General features: G+C 49.2%; 20 protein-coding genes and 1 pseudogene. 13 read left to right on the top strand and 8 right to left on the bottom strand.

Annotation, left to right across the window (positions count from 1 at the left end; genetic code table 11):
- Nucleotides 1-108: 108 nt before the first annotated feature.
- Both FFM79_RS01165 and FFM79_RS01160 read right to left on the bottom strand, forming a co-directional pair.
- Entirely contained in the window at nt 109-435 is a 327-nt protein-coding gene (locus tag FFM79_RS01165; protein ID WP_137641633.1) for an AzlD domain-containing protein, read from the bottom strand.
- Nucleotides 432-1,133, bottom strand: a complete 702-nt coding sequence (locus FFM79_RS01160; protein ID WP_137641632.1) for an AzlC family ABC transporter permease — start codon at nt 1,131-1,133, stop codon at nt 432-434. The genes FFM79_RS01165 and FFM79_RS01160 overlap by 4 nt, the downstream gene beginning before the upstream one ends.
- A 180-nt stretch (nt 1,134-1,313) precedes the next feature.
- Here FFM79_RS01160 and FFM79_RS01155 point away from each other — a divergent pair, with 180 nt between their 5' ends.
- Nucleotides 1,314-1,532 carry a helix-turn-helix domain-containing protein gene (locus FFM79_RS01155; protein ID WP_137641631.1) on the top strand — a complete coding sequence of 73 codons (219 nt, stop codon included), beginning with the start codon at nt 1,314-1,316 and terminating at the stop codon, nt 1,530-1,532.
- 445 nt (nt 1,533-1,977) lie between these two features.
- Here the strand turns inward: FFM79_RS01155 and FFM79_RS01150 are convergent, their stop codons facing one another.
- Together FFM79_RS01150 and FFM79_RS01145 are read right to left on the bottom strand one after the other, a co-directional pair.
- Nucleotides 1,978-2,700, bottom strand: coding sequence for a DUF4811 domain-containing protein (locus FFM79_RS01150; RefSeq protein ID WP_137641630.1), 723 nt, complete (start codon nt 2,698-2,700; stop codon nt 1,978-1,980).
- Nucleotides 2,700-4,172, bottom strand: a complete 1,473-nt coding sequence (locus FFM79_RS01145) for an MDR family MFS transporter (RefSeq protein ID WP_137641629.1) — start codon at nt 4,170-4,172, stop codon at nt 2,700-2,702. The genes FFM79_RS01150 and FFM79_RS01145 overlap by 1 nt, the downstream gene beginning before the upstream one ends.
- 129 nt (nt 4,173-4,301) lie before the next feature.
- On the opposite strand from FFM79_RS01145, the gene FFM79_RS01140 reads away from it, so the two are divergent.
- Nucleotides 4,302-4,754, top strand: coding sequence for a MerR family transcriptional regulator (locus FFM79_RS01140; protein WP_137641628.1), 453 nt, complete (start codon nt 4,302-4,304; stop codon nt 4,752-4,754).
- A gap of 400 nt (nt 4,755-5,154) precedes the next feature.
- Here FFM79_RS01140 and FFM79_RS01135 read toward each other — a convergent pair whose 3' ends face one another.
- On the bottom strand, nt 5,155-5,499 hold the full coding sequence (locus tag FFM79_RS01135) for a hypothetical protein (RefSeq protein WP_137641627.1): 345 nt from the start codon (nt 5,497-5,499) through the stop codon (nt 5,155-5,157).
- A 220-nt stretch (nt 5,500-5,719) separates the two neighbouring features.
- Here FFM79_RS01135 and FFM79_RS01130 point away from each other — a divergent pair, with 220 nt between their 5' ends.
- Both FFM79_RS01130 and FFM79_RS01125 read left to right on the top strand, forming a co-directional pair.
- The gene (locus FFM79_RS01130) at nt 5,720-6,367 is read left to right on the top strand and encodes a metal-dependent transcriptional regulator (RefSeq protein ID WP_137641626.1); all 648 of its coding nucleotides are present in this window, start codon (nt 5,720-5,722) and stop codon (nt 6,365-6,367) included.
- Between the two features lie 256 nt (nt 6,368-6,623).
- Nucleotides 6,624-6,824: a cold-shock protein gene (locus tag FFM79_RS01125; protein ID WP_125070778.1), complete on the top strand. Its 201-nt coding sequence runs from the start codon at nt 6,624-6,626 to the stop codon at nt 6,822-6,824.
- Between the two features lie 64 nt (nt 6,825-6,888).
- On the opposite strand, the gene FFM79_RS01120 is transcribed toward FFM79_RS01125, so the two are convergent.
- Nucleotides 6,889-8,463, bottom strand: a complete 1,575-nt coding sequence (locus FFM79_RS01120) for a TIGR03766 family XrtG-associated glycosyltransferase (protein WP_371852192.1) — start codon at nt 8,461-8,463, stop codon at nt 6,889-6,891.
- A 122-nt stretch (nt 8,464-8,585) separates the two neighbouring features.
- On the opposite strand from FFM79_RS01120, the gene FFM79_RS01115 reads away from it, so the two are divergent.
- The 6 genes and pseudogenes from FFM79_RS01115 (at nt 8,586) to FFM79_RS01090 (ending at nt 13,621) form a co-directional block, all read left to right on the top strand.
- Nucleotides 8,586-8,957, top strand: coding sequence for a 6-carboxytetrahydropterin synthase (locus FFM79_RS01115; protein ID WP_137641625.1), 372 nt, complete (start codon nt 8,586-8,588; stop codon nt 8,955-8,957).
- Nucleotides 8,958-8,994: 37 nt separating this feature from the next.
- A pseudogene (locus FFM79_RS12830) lies at nt 8,995-10,257 on the top strand (Firmicu-CTERM sorting domain-containing protein); the annotation flags it as partial.
- On the top strand, nt 10,167-10,889 hold the full coding sequence (gene xrtG / locus FFM79_RS01105; protein WP_225424349.1) for an exosortase XrtG: 723 nt from the start codon (nt 10,167-10,169) through the stop codon (nt 10,887-10,889). The pseudogene FFM79_RS12830 and the gene xrtG, both read left to right, overlap by 91 nt.
- The gene (locus FFM79_RS01100; RefSeq protein ID WP_225424341.1) at nt 10,882-12,234 is read left to right on the top strand and encodes a TIGR03111 family XrtG-associated glycosyltransferase; all 1,353 of its coding nucleotides are present in this window, start codon (nt 10,882-10,884) and stop codon (nt 12,232-12,234) included. The genes xrtG and FFM79_RS01100 overlap by 8 nt, the downstream gene beginning before the upstream one ends.
- A 169-nt stretch (nt 12,235-12,403) precedes the next feature.
- Nucleotides 12,404-13,147: a threonine/serine exporter family protein gene (locus FFM79_RS01095; protein WP_137641622.1), complete on the top strand. Its 744-nt coding sequence runs from the start codon at nt 12,404-12,406 to the stop codon at nt 13,145-13,147.
- A 9-nt stretch (nt 13,148-13,156) separates the two neighbouring features.
- Nucleotides 13,157-13,621 carry a threonine/serine exporter family protein gene (locus FFM79_RS01090; protein WP_137641621.1) on the top strand — a complete coding sequence of 155 codons (465 nt, stop codon included), beginning with the start codon at nt 13,157-13,159 and terminating at the stop codon, nt 13,619-13,621.
- 107 nt (nt 13,622-13,728) lie between these two features.
- Here the strand turns inward: FFM79_RS01090 and FFM79_RS01085 are convergent, their stop codons facing one another.
- Nucleotides 13,729-14,760, bottom strand: coding sequence for an LCP family glycopolymer transferase (locus FFM79_RS01085; protein ID WP_137641620.1), 1,032 nt, complete (start codon nt 14,758-14,760; stop codon nt 13,729-13,731).
- Nucleotides 14,761-15,037: 277 nt separating this feature from the next.
- Here FFM79_RS01085 and FFM79_RS01080 point away from each other — a divergent pair, with 277 nt between their 5' ends.
- Nucleotides 15,038-15,700 carry a phosphatase PAP2 family protein gene (locus FFM79_RS01080; protein ID WP_137641682.1) on the top strand — a complete coding sequence of 221 codons (663 nt, stop codon included), beginning with the start codon at nt 15,038-15,040 and terminating at the stop codon, nt 15,698-15,700.
- Between the two features lie 403 nt (nt 15,701-16,103).
- Here the strand turns inward: FFM79_RS01080 and FFM79_RS01075 are convergent, their stop codons facing one another.
- Nucleotides 16,104-16,907, bottom strand: coding sequence for a lp_1002 family arylesterase (locus FFM79_RS01075; RefSeq protein WP_137641619.1), 804 nt, complete (start codon nt 16,905-16,907; stop codon nt 16,104-16,106).
- A gap of 60 nt (nt 16,908-16,967) precedes the next feature.
- Between FFM79_RS01075 and FFM79_RS01070 the strand changes: the two genes are divergently transcribed.
- On the top strand, nt 16,968-17,543 hold the full coding sequence (locus tag FFM79_RS01070; protein ID WP_137641618.1) for a GNAT family N-acetyltransferase: 576 nt from the start codon (nt 16,968-16,970) through the stop codon (nt 17,541-17,543).
- Nucleotides 17,530-18,054 carry an RrF2 family transcriptional regulator gene (locus tag FFM79_RS01065; RefSeq protein WP_137641617.1) on the top strand — a complete coding sequence of 175 codons (525 nt, stop codon included), beginning with the start codon at nt 17,530-17,532 and terminating at the stop codon, nt 18,052-18,054. The genes FFM79_RS01070 and FFM79_RS01065 overlap by 14 nt, the downstream gene beginning before the upstream one ends.
- Nucleotides 18,055-18,139 lie beyond the last annotated feature (85 nt).

Genomic DNA, 18,139 nt, shown 5'->3' with positions numbered 1-18,139 from the left:
TTTGCAGATCAACACCAGCCATCAGCGAATTTTTTGGGAGCATGGTATCGGTTTACGAAACACGTCTATAATATAGTAGAAAAAAGTGACTTAACCGCTAACCGCCGACTACGCGAAGCCGGTCAGCCGTAGCAACGCCATGGCGACGACCCCGGTAATGACGACTGCGAGTAAGCTCTTGGTCAGGATGCCCGCAACAATCGCGGGAATTGATGCAGCGATGTTGGCGAAGTCGAACCCGGGCCAGTGCCCCGCGTGGTAAGTCAACAGGCTTTCGACGAAAATGGCGGTCATGATGGCAATGGGGACGAACGAAAGAAACTTGATCAGCCAGGCGGGAAGGGTCATATTTTTAATGACGGCAAACGGGAGCACTCGTGAAAGCCAAGTCACGAGCCCGCACAGGAGAATGGTAGTCATAATGTAAGTGCTCATTTGGGACTCACCACCATTCCGAAGCCGCAACCTAGTAAGGTCGCGAGTAAGAGGGCAATATTTCCCGGGAAAAAGCGCATTAAAACGTACATGGCAACCGCAACGAAGCCAATCACGAGTAACTGGGTCGTAAACGGTTTACTGCGGTCGGTGATCAATTGAAGGTACAGCAGACCGATAAACATGCCCACAACCGCAAAGTCGAGCCCAAACTGGTTGGGATCCTGAATTAGATTCCCTAGCAGGCAACCGACGACCGTGGCGGCCGCCCAGACGAGGTAGGCGACGATGTTTGCCGCGTGCAACCAAGTTGGCCGTAAGCGGTGATGAGTTAAATTGAGCTTGTTCATGCTGAGCGCAAAGGTTTCATCGGTCAGCAGTGAGCCGAGACCGATGTTTTGAAGGAATGAATCTTGTTTAAAATAACGGGCAATTGTGAGACTCATCAGGATCATCCGGGAATTAATTAGGAAAGTTGATAAAACAATTGCTGAGATTGGACTCCCCGTTAGTAACATGCTCACGATAATAAACTGGGCGGAGCCCGCGTAGACGATCAGTGACATCAGTAAAATCGCCACAACGGAGAGGTGACTGGTATTGGCGACGATTCCGAGCGCCAGGCCAACGCCGATATAGCCGAAGACCGTTGGCAACACGTCTTTCAGCCCACTGCGAAAACTAAGGTTTGCGTCCATGGAGAGGCCCCCTTTCATAAAAATAATTGATAGTTGTTAGTCTACACTTTTTGGTGAAAATAATGAAGAGATTTTTAATCGGAATTTAATCTCGCCGTTAACGAATTATTGCTTGCATTTATAGTAGGGGGAGCGTAGTATTATCGCATTGAAACTTTGAAAGGACAAATGGTGAGAGAGATGACTCTGGAACAATTAGCAGCCCGGAGCGGGGTCGCTGCTGATAAAATCGTCGCTTATACCGAAGCGGGCTTGTTGCCTTGCAAGGACGTTCACGCCCACTTTAGCGCTGACGATCAATATTGGCTGGACATGGTCAATTGCTTCTTAGAAAACGGCTCATCCGTTGAAGACCTAAAAGACTTGATGCCACTCTGTGAGCAGTGTGCAACAGCGTAATTTAAATAGTCACGGTATGCGAGTATTCCTTGGGGATGCTCGCTTTTAATTTGCGCTGTATTAACGGGAGTGTCGCCAGCCAGAAATTGTGACTGATTAGCGGGCACGTTCGGGCGTAAAAAAATCCGCATCCAGTAAAAACTGGACGCGGATTGAAAATTAATTCTGTAATGTATGGTGTCGATCTACTAAAAGGCCGATAGCTGAAGTTTTTACAAACTCTCTGTAACCGCTAGAATAAGCAGACAAGTTTGCACCTAATTTAGCAAGCGTTCCACAGAATCTGCTTTACCGTTTGGGGATTATCAAAGTCAGCCGTGAGCTCAAATCGATGTCCGCAGTGTTCCAGCCAACCGGTTATACCCGCTGCTGGCGGCAAGCTTAACACTAATTGATCCGTAACCTGAGGGGCTTAAATTAGCATGGATGGCAATAGCCAGTAATCCTAATCGTTTGACTGAACTTGTTGAACGAACTTTTGCACGGCTTGCGCTTGAAAATCGCTGGCCGCTTTTTGGCTAACTTGCTTTAGTTCGCTAGCACTGATGGTTGGTTGGCTCGTTTTAGCCGCCACCACTTTTTGTTGGACGTAGCTTTGGGCCTGCGTCTTTAATTGAGCTTGGTGCTGCTTCATGAGCTTAGCAAGCTGCTTGGCCTGCGTCGTGCTCAACACCGCCCAGTCACTGTTCACGTAGAACGTGTGGGTTCGCTTGACCAGTTGCTGGTCATTGTTGGCGAGCCCGAACCACCAGCGCATCGCCGTTGACCGGTAAGTCCACCGGGTCGTTTTGGTCACTAACTTCGGCGTGGCCGTTGTTGTTTTGACGCGGTTAGTGGTCTTAACGTTAGCGGCAGTGTGCTGGGTTTTCTTTTGGTTAGCCGTCGTCTTATAAACGTAGACGCGGTGCTTATCGGCTTGCCCGACACTTTGGTAGAGCAACAGCTGGGGTTGCGTGGAACTCCCCGCCGACTTGAGCGCCGTTGTTTTAGTAGTGGTCGTTTTAACCATTCCTAAGTGCTGACTATCGTTAGCGGAAATGGCCGCGACCGACCCGATCAGCATTAGCCCGAAAATGGCCGTTAGCGTTAAGCGGGTTGTTTGGCGTGCCACGTAAACGAACGAAATAAATAGGGCGATGGCACTAACTACTAAACAAATTAAAATCATTAGTTCGTCGCCTCCTTCGTCACTGGTTTGACGGAATGTTGCTTATCCTTCATGAAGAAGGCCACAATCAAGCCGACAACGCTGAATCCAACGGCCACCCAGAAGGCGGCGTGGTAACCGTTAAGGGTTGCATTCAGGTAGCTATCTTGGTAACGCAGGGGGTCGGACTTTAGCAGCGCGTGGGCGGGTTCGCCGCTGCTGGTTACGTTGGAAAGGACCGAAGTTAAAATGGCCGTCCCAATGGAACTCGCAATTTGACGCGTCGTGTTGTTGACGGCGGTCCCGTGGCCCATCAGATCAACGGGCAGGGCGTTCATTCCGGCAGTCGTGGACGGCATCATGACCATCGCAATCCCGAACATCCGTAACGCGTAAAGAAAGACAATGTAAATCGTGGGCGTTGTGCGGGTGATGAAGGCGAAGGGCAGCGTCCCAATCGTTAAGAGGAACATCCCAAGTAACGCCAGGCGCCGAGCGCCAAAGCGGTCAAACGCACGCCCCGTAATGGGACTCATGATTCCCATCATCAGCGCACCGGCTAGTAAGGAAAGTCCGGACTCGAACGCGGAAAAACCATGAATAATTTGTAGGTATAATGGAATAACCATTTCGGCGCCGACCATCGCCATGTTGGCAACGGAACTTAAGACGGCGGCGACGGTAAATTCGACGTGCTTGAATACTCGTAACTCCAGGAAGGGGTTCTCCATGGTGAGTTGGCGCCAGATGAAGCCAATGATGAAGATGACCCCGATAATTAAGGTGGATAACACGACCGTGGACGTCCAGCCACTGTCACCAACGGACGAGAAGCTGTAAAGTAGGCTCCCAAAACCAATCGTTGATAGGACGAGTGACCAGAAATCAAGTTTCGGCTTAGAAGTCTCTAGGACGTCAGCCATGAAAAAGAATCCGAGGATTAAAACGAGGGCGACAATCGGGATAATTAAACCGAACAGGTCACGCCAGGAAAGGTTATCGATCACCCAACCAGAAAGGGTCGGGCCAATCGCCGGGGCGAGGCCGACAACGATGCCGGCCATCCCCATGGCGGCCCCGCGCTTATCGGCGGGGAAAATCGTAAGCATGATGGTTTGGAGTAACGGCATCGTTACCCCGACCCCAACGGCTTGAATGAGGCGGCCTGCTAGTAAGGTACCGAAGTTCGGCGCTACCCAAGCAATGATGGTCCCCAGTTCAAAAATGGACATTGCGGATAAATACAACCACTTAGTGGAAAAACGGGAACTCAGCCAGGCACTGACGGGAATCATGATCCCGTTAACCAGCATGAATCCGGTGGTTAACCACTGAACCGTCGACGTGGTAATGTCAAAATCCTTCATTAAGGTTGGAAAGGCGGTTGTTAAGATGGTTTGGTTGAGGACGGTGCAAAACGTCCCAATTAATAAGATTGCAATCAGCAAACCGCGCTTATACGGTTTGCCGTGCGTATCAACGGTTGTTGACAAATCAATTCCTTCTCTCTAAAAAAGTACGCCTACTAATATAAGCGGATTGAAGATATTTGTCAACAAACTTGACATGCGTATAATAAAATATATACTAAATATTGGAAATTAAAGAAATGGGGTTAGAAAGTGGATAATCAAGACGCAGCACTGTTTAAAAAACTGAAAGCGCAAATTCATAAACACGAATTTACGGTCAGCATCAGTGATTTAGCTAAGATGACGGGGGTCTCGCAGACGCAGTTGCGTTACTGGGAACAAAAGGGGTACGTGCATAGTTTAGAGACAACTGAAAAGAATGCGGTTCATCGGTATTCGTACGCGACGTTAATGCGGGTCCATTTCATTAAAATGATGTTGGACGAGGGTTTTACGTTGGCGGCAGCCGTTAAGCGCGCAGACGACCACGGGAATCAAATGGAGATGATTCGGGTCTTCGTGATGACGGCGTTTCAAGGGGTGGAGGAACGTGACGGTCACCACATGGTCAAGCTGGGCTATTTTGATGAGGAACACACGCAACAGCTGTATTGCTTTATTCAGGACGGGCAACCACATTACCGCCTGTATCCAGCGAAATAAAAAAGGTTAGGCGCGCCTACGTCTGGCTTGTGGAAACGGTTAAATGATGGTAAATTTAAACCAGTAGGTATCGGTCAGTCAATTGGGCCTTCAAGTTTCCCGCTCGTCAATCGATCTTCTGGCTGGATTGACCACTGTCATGTTGGTCGTGTTTTGTCGTTTAACTTTATTAAAGATATTCTAACGGAGCGCGGATGAGCGCTGAGAGATACCCACCGGTCGTGGGTAGTAATCGTGCATAAAAAAACAACGTGTAATTGAATGAAAGATTAGTTTTTCAATCGCCCGAAAGATGATGCCTACGGGGGGACTCAAGTGATGCGGGAAAGCTTGGGTCCTTTTTGGTGGCGCGAGGCACAAAAAAAGCTCCGGCGGTTGGCCGAGGCTCAATTAATCAAAATTAGGAATTGGAAATTTGTAAGAAGTGGGTGGCATACCATTCCGTCCAGTTGACGGCGGGGGTGCCGGTTGCGTAGTAGTGTTGATCCAAGTTAGCGATTAAGTTAACGTAATCGGCCATTGAAAAATCAACGCTATCGGCAATCCGTTGGTCGGTGGTCATAAACCGGCCGTAGCTGAGGTGTTCATTAATGTCGGTCATATAGTTGGCCACGTCAAAGTTGGACATTAATTCGAGGTTGTTACGGTCGTAGAGCGGCAGATAGAACGTGGCAAAGTCTTTGACTGCTTTGTGTTGTAGTTCTGGCGCGAGTTCGGTAATTGATAATTGAGCATCATCATTCACGATGCGGTTCCTCCTTAGTATTGAAGCACGGTCCCAAAATTATGATTGAAGTGTAACCAAATTGGTTGGTTTGCGCTACAATTTAATTATGACACGATTAAGGTCGTTTTTCAAAAGTTTGTCGGTGAACCGGGATCTCGGTAGCGCTTAAGTGTCAATTGTAGTAAGATAGTGGAATTAACGTTTAGTATGTAAATTTTAGTTGAGGTGAAGCGTATTCATGACCCCCATGAAGGAAGATTACTTAAAAATTATTTTCGAACTTGGTGGTACGAAGAAAAAGGTGTCCAATAAGCAAATTGCGCTTAGTTTGGATATCGCGGCTGGTTCCGTTACGGAAATGGTCGGTAAATTAGTGCAGGAAGGTTTAGCGAAGCACACCCCGTATGCCGGGATTTCGTTGACTAAGAAGGGTGTGCGTTATGCGGAAACCCTCGTGCGGAAGCACCGAATCTGGGAAGACTTTTTAGTGGATAAACTGGACTACGAACTACCAGACGTCCATACCGAAGCGGAAGTGTTGGAGCACGTGACTAGTGAACGGCTCGTAAACGCCCTGGAAGCTTACCTCGGCAACCCGACGCATTGTCCGCACGGGGGGGCCATTCCGGATAAGGACGGGCACTACCAAGAAGATAGTCATACTAGTTTGGCAGATACCGCGGACGGTAGTCAGGTCACTATTGAACGGTTTATTGACAACCATGATTTGCTCATGTATTTACATGAAATTGCCCTAAAAATCGGGCAAGAAGTGACCGTTATCAAGCACGCCCCGTTCGAAGGACCGGTCACAATTGAAGTGCAAGCGACCGGTGAACAGATTCCGGTTAGCTTCAAAGCGGCCCATAACGTTTTCGTCAAGTAGGTCAATTGTTCGACTCGTTCCGAACAAAAAGTAAGTGGGCGATCGATTCATTCTGCTTTTGTTATTGTGCTATAAAGAATTTCAGGAAATTAGTGGTTTAGCTACCTTTTTTAAAAACAATATGCTACAATTAGCCTTGTAGCTTGGTTAGGGAAACTTGGTCAGATTGGTTTATAAAAACTATCCCCTTGTGCACCGAAATCATGATTTACATTATTTTATTCGTGCAAATTTGCACTAGGAGGATTTTTTTATTATGGAACATGGAACAGTTAAATGGTTTAACGCTGACAAGGGTTTTGGTTTTATTACTCGCGAAAACGGTAGTGACGTTTTCGTTCACTTCTCAGCTATCCAAGAAGACGGCTTCAAGAGTCTTGACGAAGGCCAAGCAGTTACTTTCGACGTTGAAGAAAGCGATCGTGGCCCACAAGCTGTTAACGTTACTAAAGACTAATTAACGCTTAAAAAAGCCAAACCGGAGTTGCAGTTTTTACTGCAGCTCCGGTTTTTTTGACTTTTTAGTTGGAATTTGCTGGGGACGGCCGGGTGCCGTTAAACCAGTCCTTGAACCTGACTAGGTGGTGCCAACTCCGCGGCGTGCGTAAGCTGGCTAAAATCAAGAAGCAGGGAAGGGCTTGAATGAGGTAGCGACTACGGCCACCTTCAAACAGCAGGAGAAACAGGAAGGTCCCCACTAAACTTAAGCGTAAGATTTCGTCGAAGGGCCGCTTAGAACCCCAACCAAGGGCAATCAGGGTTAGTAGCCCAATCCACCAGGCTTGAGCGATAAAGCGAAAGTCGGCGATGTGCTCACCGTACAAGTAGATGTAATTTTTAATTTGGTTGGCGAACCCCCGTTGACTAGGTTTTTGATTATCGCGGAAGAAGTGCCCCTCTTTCAGCCAGCCAAAGGTGCCATCGGCGGTATTGTTGCGTTGCTTTTTAAAGAGAAACTTGGCATAGCCCCACGGGCCTAATTGCTTTAACCGCTTGACCAGTTTTTTACGGGAGTAGGCGGTTTTTTGCTTCTTGGTCGGTAATGCCGCCATCGCGACCGCTTGTTTTTCGCTATAACCGCCTTCACCGTAAACCCCCATCGCCATAAAGTGGATGGCCGGGATCGCCCGGGCGCGGTCGATTTGAATGTAGGTTTGGTGCTGAACGGCTTGGTTGGTGACGCGGTAACTTAACCACGCGCCGTCCACGGTCAGTACTAGTACCATGACGCTTAGTGCCAGCGTTGGGCCGTGCCAACGACAGTTGTGGCTCAGCCACCACAAGCCCGCGACGACCAGCATCGCAATGACCGGAATAATGGCTGAAGGCTTTAAGAAGTAGGTGGCGACTAACGTGGGCCCCAGGAGGATGGTGCAACCGCCCCGCACGAGTAGCGGAAACTGGTTGTGGGTGACGATTGCGACGATCAGTAGGGTTAATGAAACGACCGGCAAGACCCAGGCGTCGGTGTAGGGCATTAGAATACTGGGAAAGACGGCGAGCCAGGCCGCGTGTAGGTAAAGACCGATGCCGAGGGTTCGCCGGTTTAAAACCGCAATCGTTAGGAGGTTGAATAGTGCTGAGAGATCGACGAGAACCAGCGTTAGGTAGTCAAAAAACTGCCACGACGTTTGTCCAGTGACCACGACGATTTGCCGCATTAGGAGCATGATCGGTAAGTTGTTTTGATTCACACTAAAGTAGCCCCGCACCGCGAACTCTTGAACGTGCTGGGGGTTGACTGCCGCGTAATGGAGCATCCCGGCATCGAAACCACTGACCGGGTGAACCGCAGTCACGAAGATGATTTGCCAAATAATCGTTAAACTAATTAACAAACCGGCCGTCCAGTATTGATGGCGGACAAACACCGTGTAAGCCCAGTGGCGTAACGGTTGATAACTAAGTAGACCAATGATGACGGCCAGGAGGGTTAGAACGAAAGTGGTCGTAACGGCGGTCGTACTGGTCCCAAAGGTGGCATTGTCACCGATGATGAAATTGGTGGAGGTCCACGCGAAGTAGAGCGTTAATCCGAAGAGGAGTCCCCAGCTCATTTGAATGATCAGGTGACTAAAGTTTGCGAGCTTTTTCACGATTGCGCCTCCTTGTTTTCTTACTTACCAAAAGTATACCACTTGGTAAGCAGGACTATTGTAAACCGTTAACAATTCAACTAAAATAACCATTGAGAGGGATTGATTTGGGGGCTTTTAGAATGACTAAACATCACAGCTACAAAATTAAATCGTACATTAACGCTAGCCACGCCGTTCGCTGGGCTAGTGGGGTGGGCCAAAAACATACCCACACTTGGGAAATTGTTTGTGAATTACATACGGTTGATAAAATGGTCGCGTTTTTCGACATTGAAAAGCACCTGCACGAGGCTTTGGATGAATTGTCTGGTAAGTTTTTGAACGATCTACCGGAGTTTGCGACCGTTAACCCGACCGTGGAAAACGTGACGGAATATTTATTTGATAAGATTGACCGGACGCTACGTGAGAACGGCGCCCAGTTAATGCGCATCGAAGTCAGTGATTCGCCGATTCGGGCGTACTGTATCGATGTGACTGACCGGGATTAGTTCGGTCAGTGTCAGTATTTAAGGAGGGCGATTTTTGATGAAATTTCGTACCAACCGACAATGGTTACTGTGGACACTCGCGCTAATATTAGGCCTAGCGACTTTTTGGATGCCGGCGCGGGCCGCGACTAATATTAATATTGACGGTAACGTGGATGACTGGCAGAACGTGGCTAAAACAAAGACGAGTAGTCAGGCTGAGGTGGCCATGGTGGTGAATAATGGTCAGTTGTACTTTTACGTGGCGATGAATCCGACGGGGACTGCACCAACTGCGAAAAATAATTGGGAAGTTCGTAACCAGTTTTATCTGCGCCAAAAGTACTTTCTTAAAGTGGGAGGTAATACTTATGAGTTAACCCCTCAGCCATTGAATAACCAGAGTTATCAAGCGCCTAAAAAAGTTGGCCAAAAAGTCCAAATTATGGTGAACGTCTACTCAAATAAAACTGGAAGTTACAATAATAATGGGAATGCTTCAGCTTATGTCACTGCAGTAAAGAACAATAGTCAAGATGGCTATCAGAATGTTTTTGAGGGGAAAGTTCCGTTATCAGACTTGCAGCTAACTGATGAGCAACAGAATTTTACATTGAGTGGCGGTGGCTACGGTGTTGGTAGTTATTCAACTAAGAATCAAGTAGCGACCAATCCGGCAAGTCAATCCAGCGCCAGCTCCAGTTCCAGTTCGACCACGGAACCCGGTCAGCAATACGACGGGCACCCGAACATTAAGATTGACGGGGGCTTTGATGATTGGGCCGGCGTTTCTAAAACTAAAATCAGAGAACCTGGAGATGACTTTAATGTCAAAGAAGGGGCCTTGCTACAATATGATGGTAACCTCTACATCTACATTAACATGTCACCAAATCGGGGAAGCGGTTATCGTACTTTACAACCATCTGACTATAAGTTAACGATTGGAAACGTAGTCTATGATTTAACGATTGAAAATGCTGATGGGCAAACCTACCAAGCTTTGAGTAAGGTTGATCAAACTCAAGCGATTACAATGGGGGTTTACAATGAAAAAACTAATGACTGGCAAGCAAAGCCCGCGGGAGCGAGCGGTTACGTAACGCGGAAGCGTACAGCAACCGGTGGTTTTACGGATATCTTTGAAGTTAAGCTACCATTAAAAGCGTTGGGTGCGTCCGCGGATGATGGGCAGACGATTACTTTAAAGAATAGTACCTTGGGTGCCGAATCGATGACGGTCAGTGGCGGCAGTACCGGGCCAATCCTCCTAGCAGGCAGTGGTTTTGGGCTTGCGTTACTCGGCTTTTGGCAATATCGGCGCCGGCGTTCACTCGAGGACCGCTTATGAACCCGTTATTATTACTCGGCACAATTATTTGGATTTACGTTTTATCCGTTTTACGGCGAGCTCACCTGCCGGCATATTTCTTTATTGTCGGGAGCGTTGGGCTCTTTTTCATCTTAATTGCGCTGGGAGACCCATACTGGGTGTGGTTTTTCACCCACGCGGTCATTGCGGCGATTAACGGTTTGGGCCAGTTGACCGGGATGTGCGACGTGATGTCGCAGTACGGCATCGTCCATATTCTGAGTGCGAACGCAACGACCCTGCTAACGATTGATTACGAGTGCTCGGGGATTATCGAAACAACTGCCTTTGTTGCGCTGGTCGTCTTTTTCCCGGCTTATAGTGCGCCGGAACGGACGTTTTACGCGCTCTTTGGTATTTTATGGATTTACCTGGATAACGTTCTCCGGCTGACCATCGTAATTACAATTATTCACTTTTTCGGTCCGGAAGCGTTCTTTATGGCTCACACGATCATTGGGCGCTTGGTCTTCTACGTGCTGGTTATTATTCTGTACTATAACGTCTTTACGTACACGCAGATGGCGCGTGGATTGTACACCCACGTCCACCGACTGATTGGTGGTGGCGCCCATGATTGATTATTGGTTACAATTAACGTTTTTTAAAATGGGCTTTTGGATCACCTGGACGATTATCCCGGTAGTTGTTGAAATTATTCCGGCCATGTTAGCGGCGTTTCGGGTTTATTATGAGGGAACGCACCCGGTGAAGCTGACCCCGCCAGCAAAATTACCAGTTATTTCAATTTTGGTGCCCGTTTATAATTCGGAAGATACGCTGTTTGCCTGCCTGGACTCGATTGCGCAGTCGACTTATCCGGATGATTTAATTCAGGTTATCGTGGCGGACAATCAAAGTACCGATAATAGTTTTCAAGTGTTCGCGCAGGCGCAAAACCAATTTGAAACGTTGCACCTGTCGATTATTCACACGGCTAAGGGGAAGGCCCAAGCCTTGAACGTGGCGATGTATAACGCAATCGGGACGTACATCATTAATATTGATAGCGATGGGCAATTGGAACCGCACGCGTTGATGAACATGGTGCTACGCTTCGAAAATGATAGCCGCGTGTCAGCGATGACCGGCACCATTTTGTCGGATCACCGGATGATTCGCCAAACGAAGCGCCACCGGTTACGGCGTTTGCAAAAAAATGAATATTTTGAGTACGCGCAAGCGTTCTTGTCGGGGCGGACGATTGAATCGCGGAAAAATCAACTATTTACAATGTCGGGAGCTTTTTCGGCGTTTCGCCGCGACGTGTTGTACCGGACGTTTATGTATAATACGGACACGGTTGGTGAGGACACGGACATGACCTTTCAAATTCGGCAACGATTAGGGGATCGAATCACCCTGTGCCACGACGCGATTTTCTACATTGAACCGATTAGCGGCTGGGCGGAGCTCTATACCCAGCGGCAACGCTGGCAACGTGGTGAGCTAGAATCGATTCACCGCTATACGGCGGGCCGGATGGGCTTGAATTACTTTTTTAATAATTTCTTAGTTCGACGGTTAATGATTGACCACACCTTCATGTTTCCGAAGATGATTTGGTTCTTCGCTAGCTTCGTGTTGCTATTTTTCCGTTATTCGGCAGTTGTCTTGATTGCGTCGTATGTTTTGATTTATTTTCTCTACATTTTAGTAGAATTGTTAAACTTTATTTGTGTGCGGACGTTGTTGCGCGCCTTTGATGATGAGCGCCACTTTTATGATCACCAGTGGTGGACGATTTTTACCTTGCCGGGTTATAACTTAGTTTGTTTCTGGTTTCGGCTGATTGGCACCATCAACATGATGGTTCAGCGGTCCAATTGGAATAGTCAAAACGCTACTAGTGAACGGCACGCCGCTTGGCATCAAGTCAAGGGGGACGCGCGGGCTGCGTGGCGGCGCCTCCTGAAAAAGGATTAGGTCGATTGATCTAATCCTTTTTGATTGGAAACTACGCTGGCGGTAATTCCAATACCAATTGGTACGGCGCCAAATTAAGCGCTTCGCCACTCCCGAATTAGCTTCAAAATAATCCTTGCGCCAACCGGGGCTTTGGCCTACGCTATTAGTAACTTATGGGGGTGACGAAGTGACAACCGATGAACTGATTATTGCGACTTGTTTAAAGGCCGGGCGGATCATGGTAGAAAACGGCTCGGAAATTTCGCGGGTCGATGACACGATGATGCGGATCGCGACGAATGCCGGGGTCCCGGATGCCAATACCTACGTGACGATTACCGGAGTCATGATGTCGATTCAGGGCCGAAACGCAACCCAGATTGCGGCAATTAATAAGCGGACGATTGACCTGGAAAAGGTGTCGCAGGTCAACGCGTTGTCGCGCCAATTTGCAGCCCGACAGATTGATTTGCCGACCCTCTACCGGCGGTTGAATTTAATCGATCAAGCGGCACACTCGTTTCCGTTATGGTTACAATTAGTTGGTGCGGCCCTGGTCAGCGGCCCGTTAATGATCATGTTTCGGGATGAGACGGTTAATACGTGGCCGACGGTGGTCATTGGCACGTTGGGCTACCTTGTTTTTTACCTGTTAAATCGGTATTTAAAGATTAAGTTTTTAAGCGAATTAGTGGCCGCACTGTTAATTGGTTTGGCTGCCGAGTGGGCTTACCAAGTCGGCTGGGGGACCAACATTAACGATATTATTATCGGGGGCTTAATGCCACTGGTTCCCGGTGTCCCGTTGACCAACGCGGTGCGCGACACGCTGGCTGGCAATTTCATTAGTGGCCCAGCCCGGGGCGTGGAAGCGATGCTGAGTGCGGCGGCGCTTGGGTTTGGGATTGCGGTTGTTATTACGTTATTTTAGGAGGCTGGCATGGGTGTTTTAGGACAATTGATTTTGGCATACGCGGCCGTGCTCGGCTTCGGGTTGATTTTAAACATCCCGCACCAGGCGCTGAACTTAGCCGGTTGGATTGGAACCTTGACTTGGGGGGCCTACTTGCTGATTCAGGCCGCGGACGGCGGGGTGGTGCTCGGCAGTTTGGTTGGTTCGGTGGGGATCGGCGTGTTGAGCAGTTTAGCGGCCCGGTATAAAAAAATGCCGGCCATCATTTTCAACATTCCGAGTTTGGTCTCGTTCGTTCCCGGTAGCCAGGCCTACCAAATGGTCCGGAACTTTGCGCTGGGGCAGTACCGACTCGCGGTTGAGTTTACGTTGCAGGTTATTATGATCACCGGGGCGATTGCGCTCGGGTTCCTGCTAGCTGAACTATTAAATCGGTTGATTGCCTTTTGCTGGCAACAAGTGTTATTGGCCCGTCAAAATCATCAGGATTGAAAACTCAATTGGTAATCTTCTCAGCAAATCAACATCATAGAACCTAAAAAGCTCGGCGCGAATTTTAATTTTTCGCGCCGAGCTTTTAGTAATCAGTGTTATTCAAGTTAGTTGCGGTTCGCGTATTTTTCACCGGTCGTTGCGGCTTTTAACCCCAAGGACTTGCGAAGAACGTTGGTGACCCGCTGCTTTTCTGATTGTGGGACCACTTCGAAGGACTGGCCGTTGATCATTTGGCCGTCACCTTGAGCGTGATCGGAGACAATGTTCTTAGTTGCGGAACGGTAGTTGGAAACGAGGCTGGTTAGGTTACCAAACGTTAAGTCGGTCCGGGTCTGCTTAGCCAAAGAATCCATGAAGTCCTGCTTCAACAAGTTCGTTGCGCTCGAGCTTTCGCTGATGATGGCAGTAATTACTTGCCGTTGCCGTTGTTGCCGACCGTAATCCCCGTTAGGATCATCGTAACGCATCCGTGAGTATTGTAAGGCCTTATCACCATTCATATGGGTCTTGACGCCCTTGGTATAAGTGTAGCCTTCGTAAGTGAAGGTCCGGATTGGGGTGATGTCGACACCGCCAATTTCGTTGATGACCTTCTTCATGCCACCCATGTTAATTAGGGCGTAGTAGTCAATTGGAACGTTTAGCCATTTTTGAATGGTTTTAATGGTAGTTCCGGCACTACCATAAGCGTAGGCAGCGTTTAGTTTACTTGGAAAGTCCTGTTCAAAGCCTGAAACGGCCACTTCGGAATCCCGCGGTAAACTCATTAGGGTGGTGGTGTTGGTCTTCGGGTTGATCGTCGCAATGATCAACGTATCCGTCCGCCCTTTATAATCACGCCCGAGCGCCCCGGTATCGGTTCCGAGTAAGAGGATTGAGACCGGCTTCTTACCGTTTAAAACGGCACTCGTATTCCGGGACTTCTTAATACCACTACTCTTGAAGACGGTATCGGCAGCGTTTTTAGCGTTGAAATAGGTTCGGGCGGCAAAGGCCCCGACCCCGACAACTAGGACTGCAAGAATGATTAGCAACACGTTGCGAACCGGATGCTTTTTCTTAGGTCCCTTTCCTTGCGGTGCATTGCCCTTCGGCTTGTCGCGGTGCAATTCTGAACGACTTGGCATTTCTTCCATGAACTTTTCCTCCAATGGTAATTAAAGCTACCCACAGTGTTACCCATAGTTTAGCATTTTTTACAGTCGACGGGAACCATCTACGGACGTGGTTGGCGCAAACGGTAAATTAATTAATTTTCTTAAGCATACCCGGGTTGTTGCCAAAATGTGATTAAATCGTGAATTCTTTGCTTTTTTTTAAAAGTTAACACTAAAAATTAATGTGTCGTTAGGAAAATTATGAATTATGGTATAATTTCCGTAATAAAAAGATTGTATGGGGGTTCTCGCTTTGATGATCGATAAGTCGCGTAGTCGGCCGATCAAGTTTGTGGTTAGTGTCATTTTGTTTGCTTATTTAACCTACTTTATTAGTGTCGAAGCTGTCGGGATTGATTTGTTGGACGCGGCGGTGACGTCGCTCGTTCAAATTAGTGACCGTTCTTTTTTTAAGGTGTTTTATACAGTGGTGGCGTGGGTAGCGTCGCCCGGCAAGGACGTCTTGTGGTTACTGATTATGGCGTTCTTGTTATATGGTTTTAAGTATAAGATTCAGGCTGGTTGGGCGGTCATGTATATGGCGAGCACGATGCTACTGGGTGTGTTTTTCAAGCACTTAGTGGCGCGGGTACGTCCAATTGGGCATTTGGCGCAGGATACGGGGTATAGTTACCCGAGTGGTCACGTGTTGGGGACGGCAGTCCTGGTGATGGTGATCATTTTGTTCGTGGTGCCGGATTGGCCCAGCTATCGGTGGTCGCAGGTATTACGCTGGGGTAGTATTGTGTGGCTGGTATTGGTGATTTTCTCAAGAATCTACTTGGGGGCGCATTACCCGACGGATACGTTGGGGGCGTTGCTGTTGGCGTGGGCGTGGGCTCAGGTGATGGAGTGGGCGTACGTCCGGTGGGCAGAAAAATGTTTGCGGTACCGGGTGTTTTATAGGTCGTATTTGTAAGAGTGTGAGGGCCGACGGGTTGGTCTGAGGATTAGCCTAACAAGGAGCTGTATGCGGTTTGTGCATATGGCTCCTTGTGTAGCTAACCGCAAGACCAAGTCGGCCCGAACACGTTTCGGCCATAAGGCAGTCGAGGAGCTATCGCGGGTTTGGCGATGGCGGCTTAGCGTAGCAAGCGCAGGCGTCAGCTGGCCCGAACACGTTTCAATAGAGTGTGAAGTTCAAACGGGTTGGTCTGAGGATTAGCCTAACAAGGAGCTGTATGCGGTTTGTGCATATGGCTCCTTGTGTAGCTAACCGCAAGACCAGTTTGACCTGAACACGTTTCGGCAACCCACCATTCACTATAACTAAAAATGACCGGCTCTACCGCGAATTAGTCCGCGCTAGAGCCGGTCATTTTTTAATGAGCTGTGTTTTGCGCCGCCAGCCACTCACAAGCGAGGTCCAACCAGTGGGCAACGTGGGGCTGATTTGCATCCGGCTTCCAAGCCGTTTGAGTGTTAGCGAGGGCGATGCCGTGTGGGCCGTGCTTGAAAATGTGCAACTCGTACGGAATGGCCGCTTGGGCGAGCGCGGTCGCGTAAGCTAAGGTGTTCGCTGCGGGCACGATTGGATCGTCCGCCGTTGCCCACAGAAAGGTCGGCCGGTTGAAGGCGTTGACGTGTTGTTCGGCGGCCAGTTTTGCGGGAGTCGCACTCCATTTGTGAATGGTAGCGGAATCCTTCGGAAAACCGAGTAGCGGACTAATGACGGGATAGCTAAGAATTACTTGGGCGAGCTGTAATTCAGATGCAGCAACGTCCAAGTCAGCGGGAAGCTGGTCGTGCCAGTAGTCGTTATAGAGGGCGACGACGTGGCCGCCGGCGCTAAACCCTGCGGCGGTCACTTGGTGCGGGTCTAGGTGCCAGGCGTGAGCATGGTGTTTCAAATAACGGACTGCCCGGGCGAGGTCGTAGACGGGCGCCAGTTCAAGGGGCTCGATTGCGGTTCGAAGGGTGTATTCAAGGAAAAAGGCGTGGTAACCGCGCCCCGCAAAGGCCATCGCGAGACTTTCAGCTTGGCCGGTTGGAATCATGGTGTACGAGCCACCGGGGACGATGATGACGGCGGGAAGCGCAGTCTGATGAGCGTTTTGGTCGGGGGAGTGAAGAAACCCAGTTAGCCGGGCTGCGGTTCCGGGTAATTTTTGTTGAATAACTTGCATGCAAACACCTCAATTGATATGGTTAACATAGCTATTATAACGCAAGTAGGTGGGACAATAATGGAAATGGTAACGGTCACGGCTCAGGGTGTCCGGTTAGTGTTACGGCCGTTTGTTGCTAGCGATGCTGCGGATTACTACGCACTCGTTCGGGACTACGCGGTGGCAGCACCGGCTGGGTTTACCCCGGCGCACAGTTTTTCAGAGGCTGAATTTTTACTCAAACAGCAACTGAAGCTACCCCAAGTTTATGCAATCGTGGTTGCGGACCAACGGCGAGTCGTGGGGAGCGTCGGTCTCTATGAGCGGATGAACCGTTATGGCGAACCCGCCCCGCATGAATTAGATTTAGGCTACATGTTGAACGCGGCGGATTGGCACCAGGGGATTATGACGGCGGCCGTTACCCGGATTCAACGGTACGCCTTTGAAAGCTTACATTTGAACCGCATTACCGCGAGTTGTTTGGCGGATAACGTGGCTTCCAAATTAATTTTAGAGCGGGCTAATTTTCACAAGTATGATCAGTTCCGACACCCGCAACACGCGCCGTTTGGGGCTGGTCAAATGGAATTATTTTATGATTGCGTGGGCGTTGCACCCGCGCCGGGGGATGAACAACATGCAACTCGCTAAATCATTTGAGCGTTCGGCTTGTATTTTAGTGCTTCTGGCGACCCAGGAGCCCGCGGTGCCGATTACGGCCGCGGTCATCCACCAGCGAATTGGTGGCTCGGCTAGTTATTTGCGTAAAATTATTCGTAAATTAGCCGTAGCGGGGCTCGTCACCTCCACGAGTGGTAATAACGGGGGCGTGCACTTAGCGCGAGCCCCCGAAACAATTTCGATTACGGACTTGGTAGCGGCCCTGGAAGGAACCCTGCACACCTTTCCAAATACGGGGGACTTCGACCGGGTGTTTCAAGACATTGAGCCAGTCGCAAACGCCGGGACCAAAATCGTCAGCGACCTGTTTGCGCAGGCGGACCAGCGTTGGCTCGACTTTTTGGCCCAACAAACGTTGGCTTCGCTCATTAAACAGTTGTTGATGGTTGAAACGATTCCGGTGCTTGATTGGACGGACCAGTCGAGTGATAAAATGGCGCAATTAAACGCGTTGTTAGCCCGGATGCGGCGGGCTAAGTGAGCGATGGTACAAGCACAAATTAAATTGTATGCGTTTTCGCTGTAAAAGCTTAGTTTGACGGCCGTCCGTCAGCGGGTGCGTTTAC

Origin of the sequence: Lactiplantibacillus modestisalitolerans (assembly GCF_005405425.1) — a bacterium.
Classification (GTDB): Bacteria; Bacillota; Bacilli; order Lactobacillales; family Lactobacillaceae; genus Lactiplantibacillus; species Lactiplantibacillus modestisalitolerans.
This window is presented reverse-complemented; position numbering and strand designations above follow the sequence as displayed.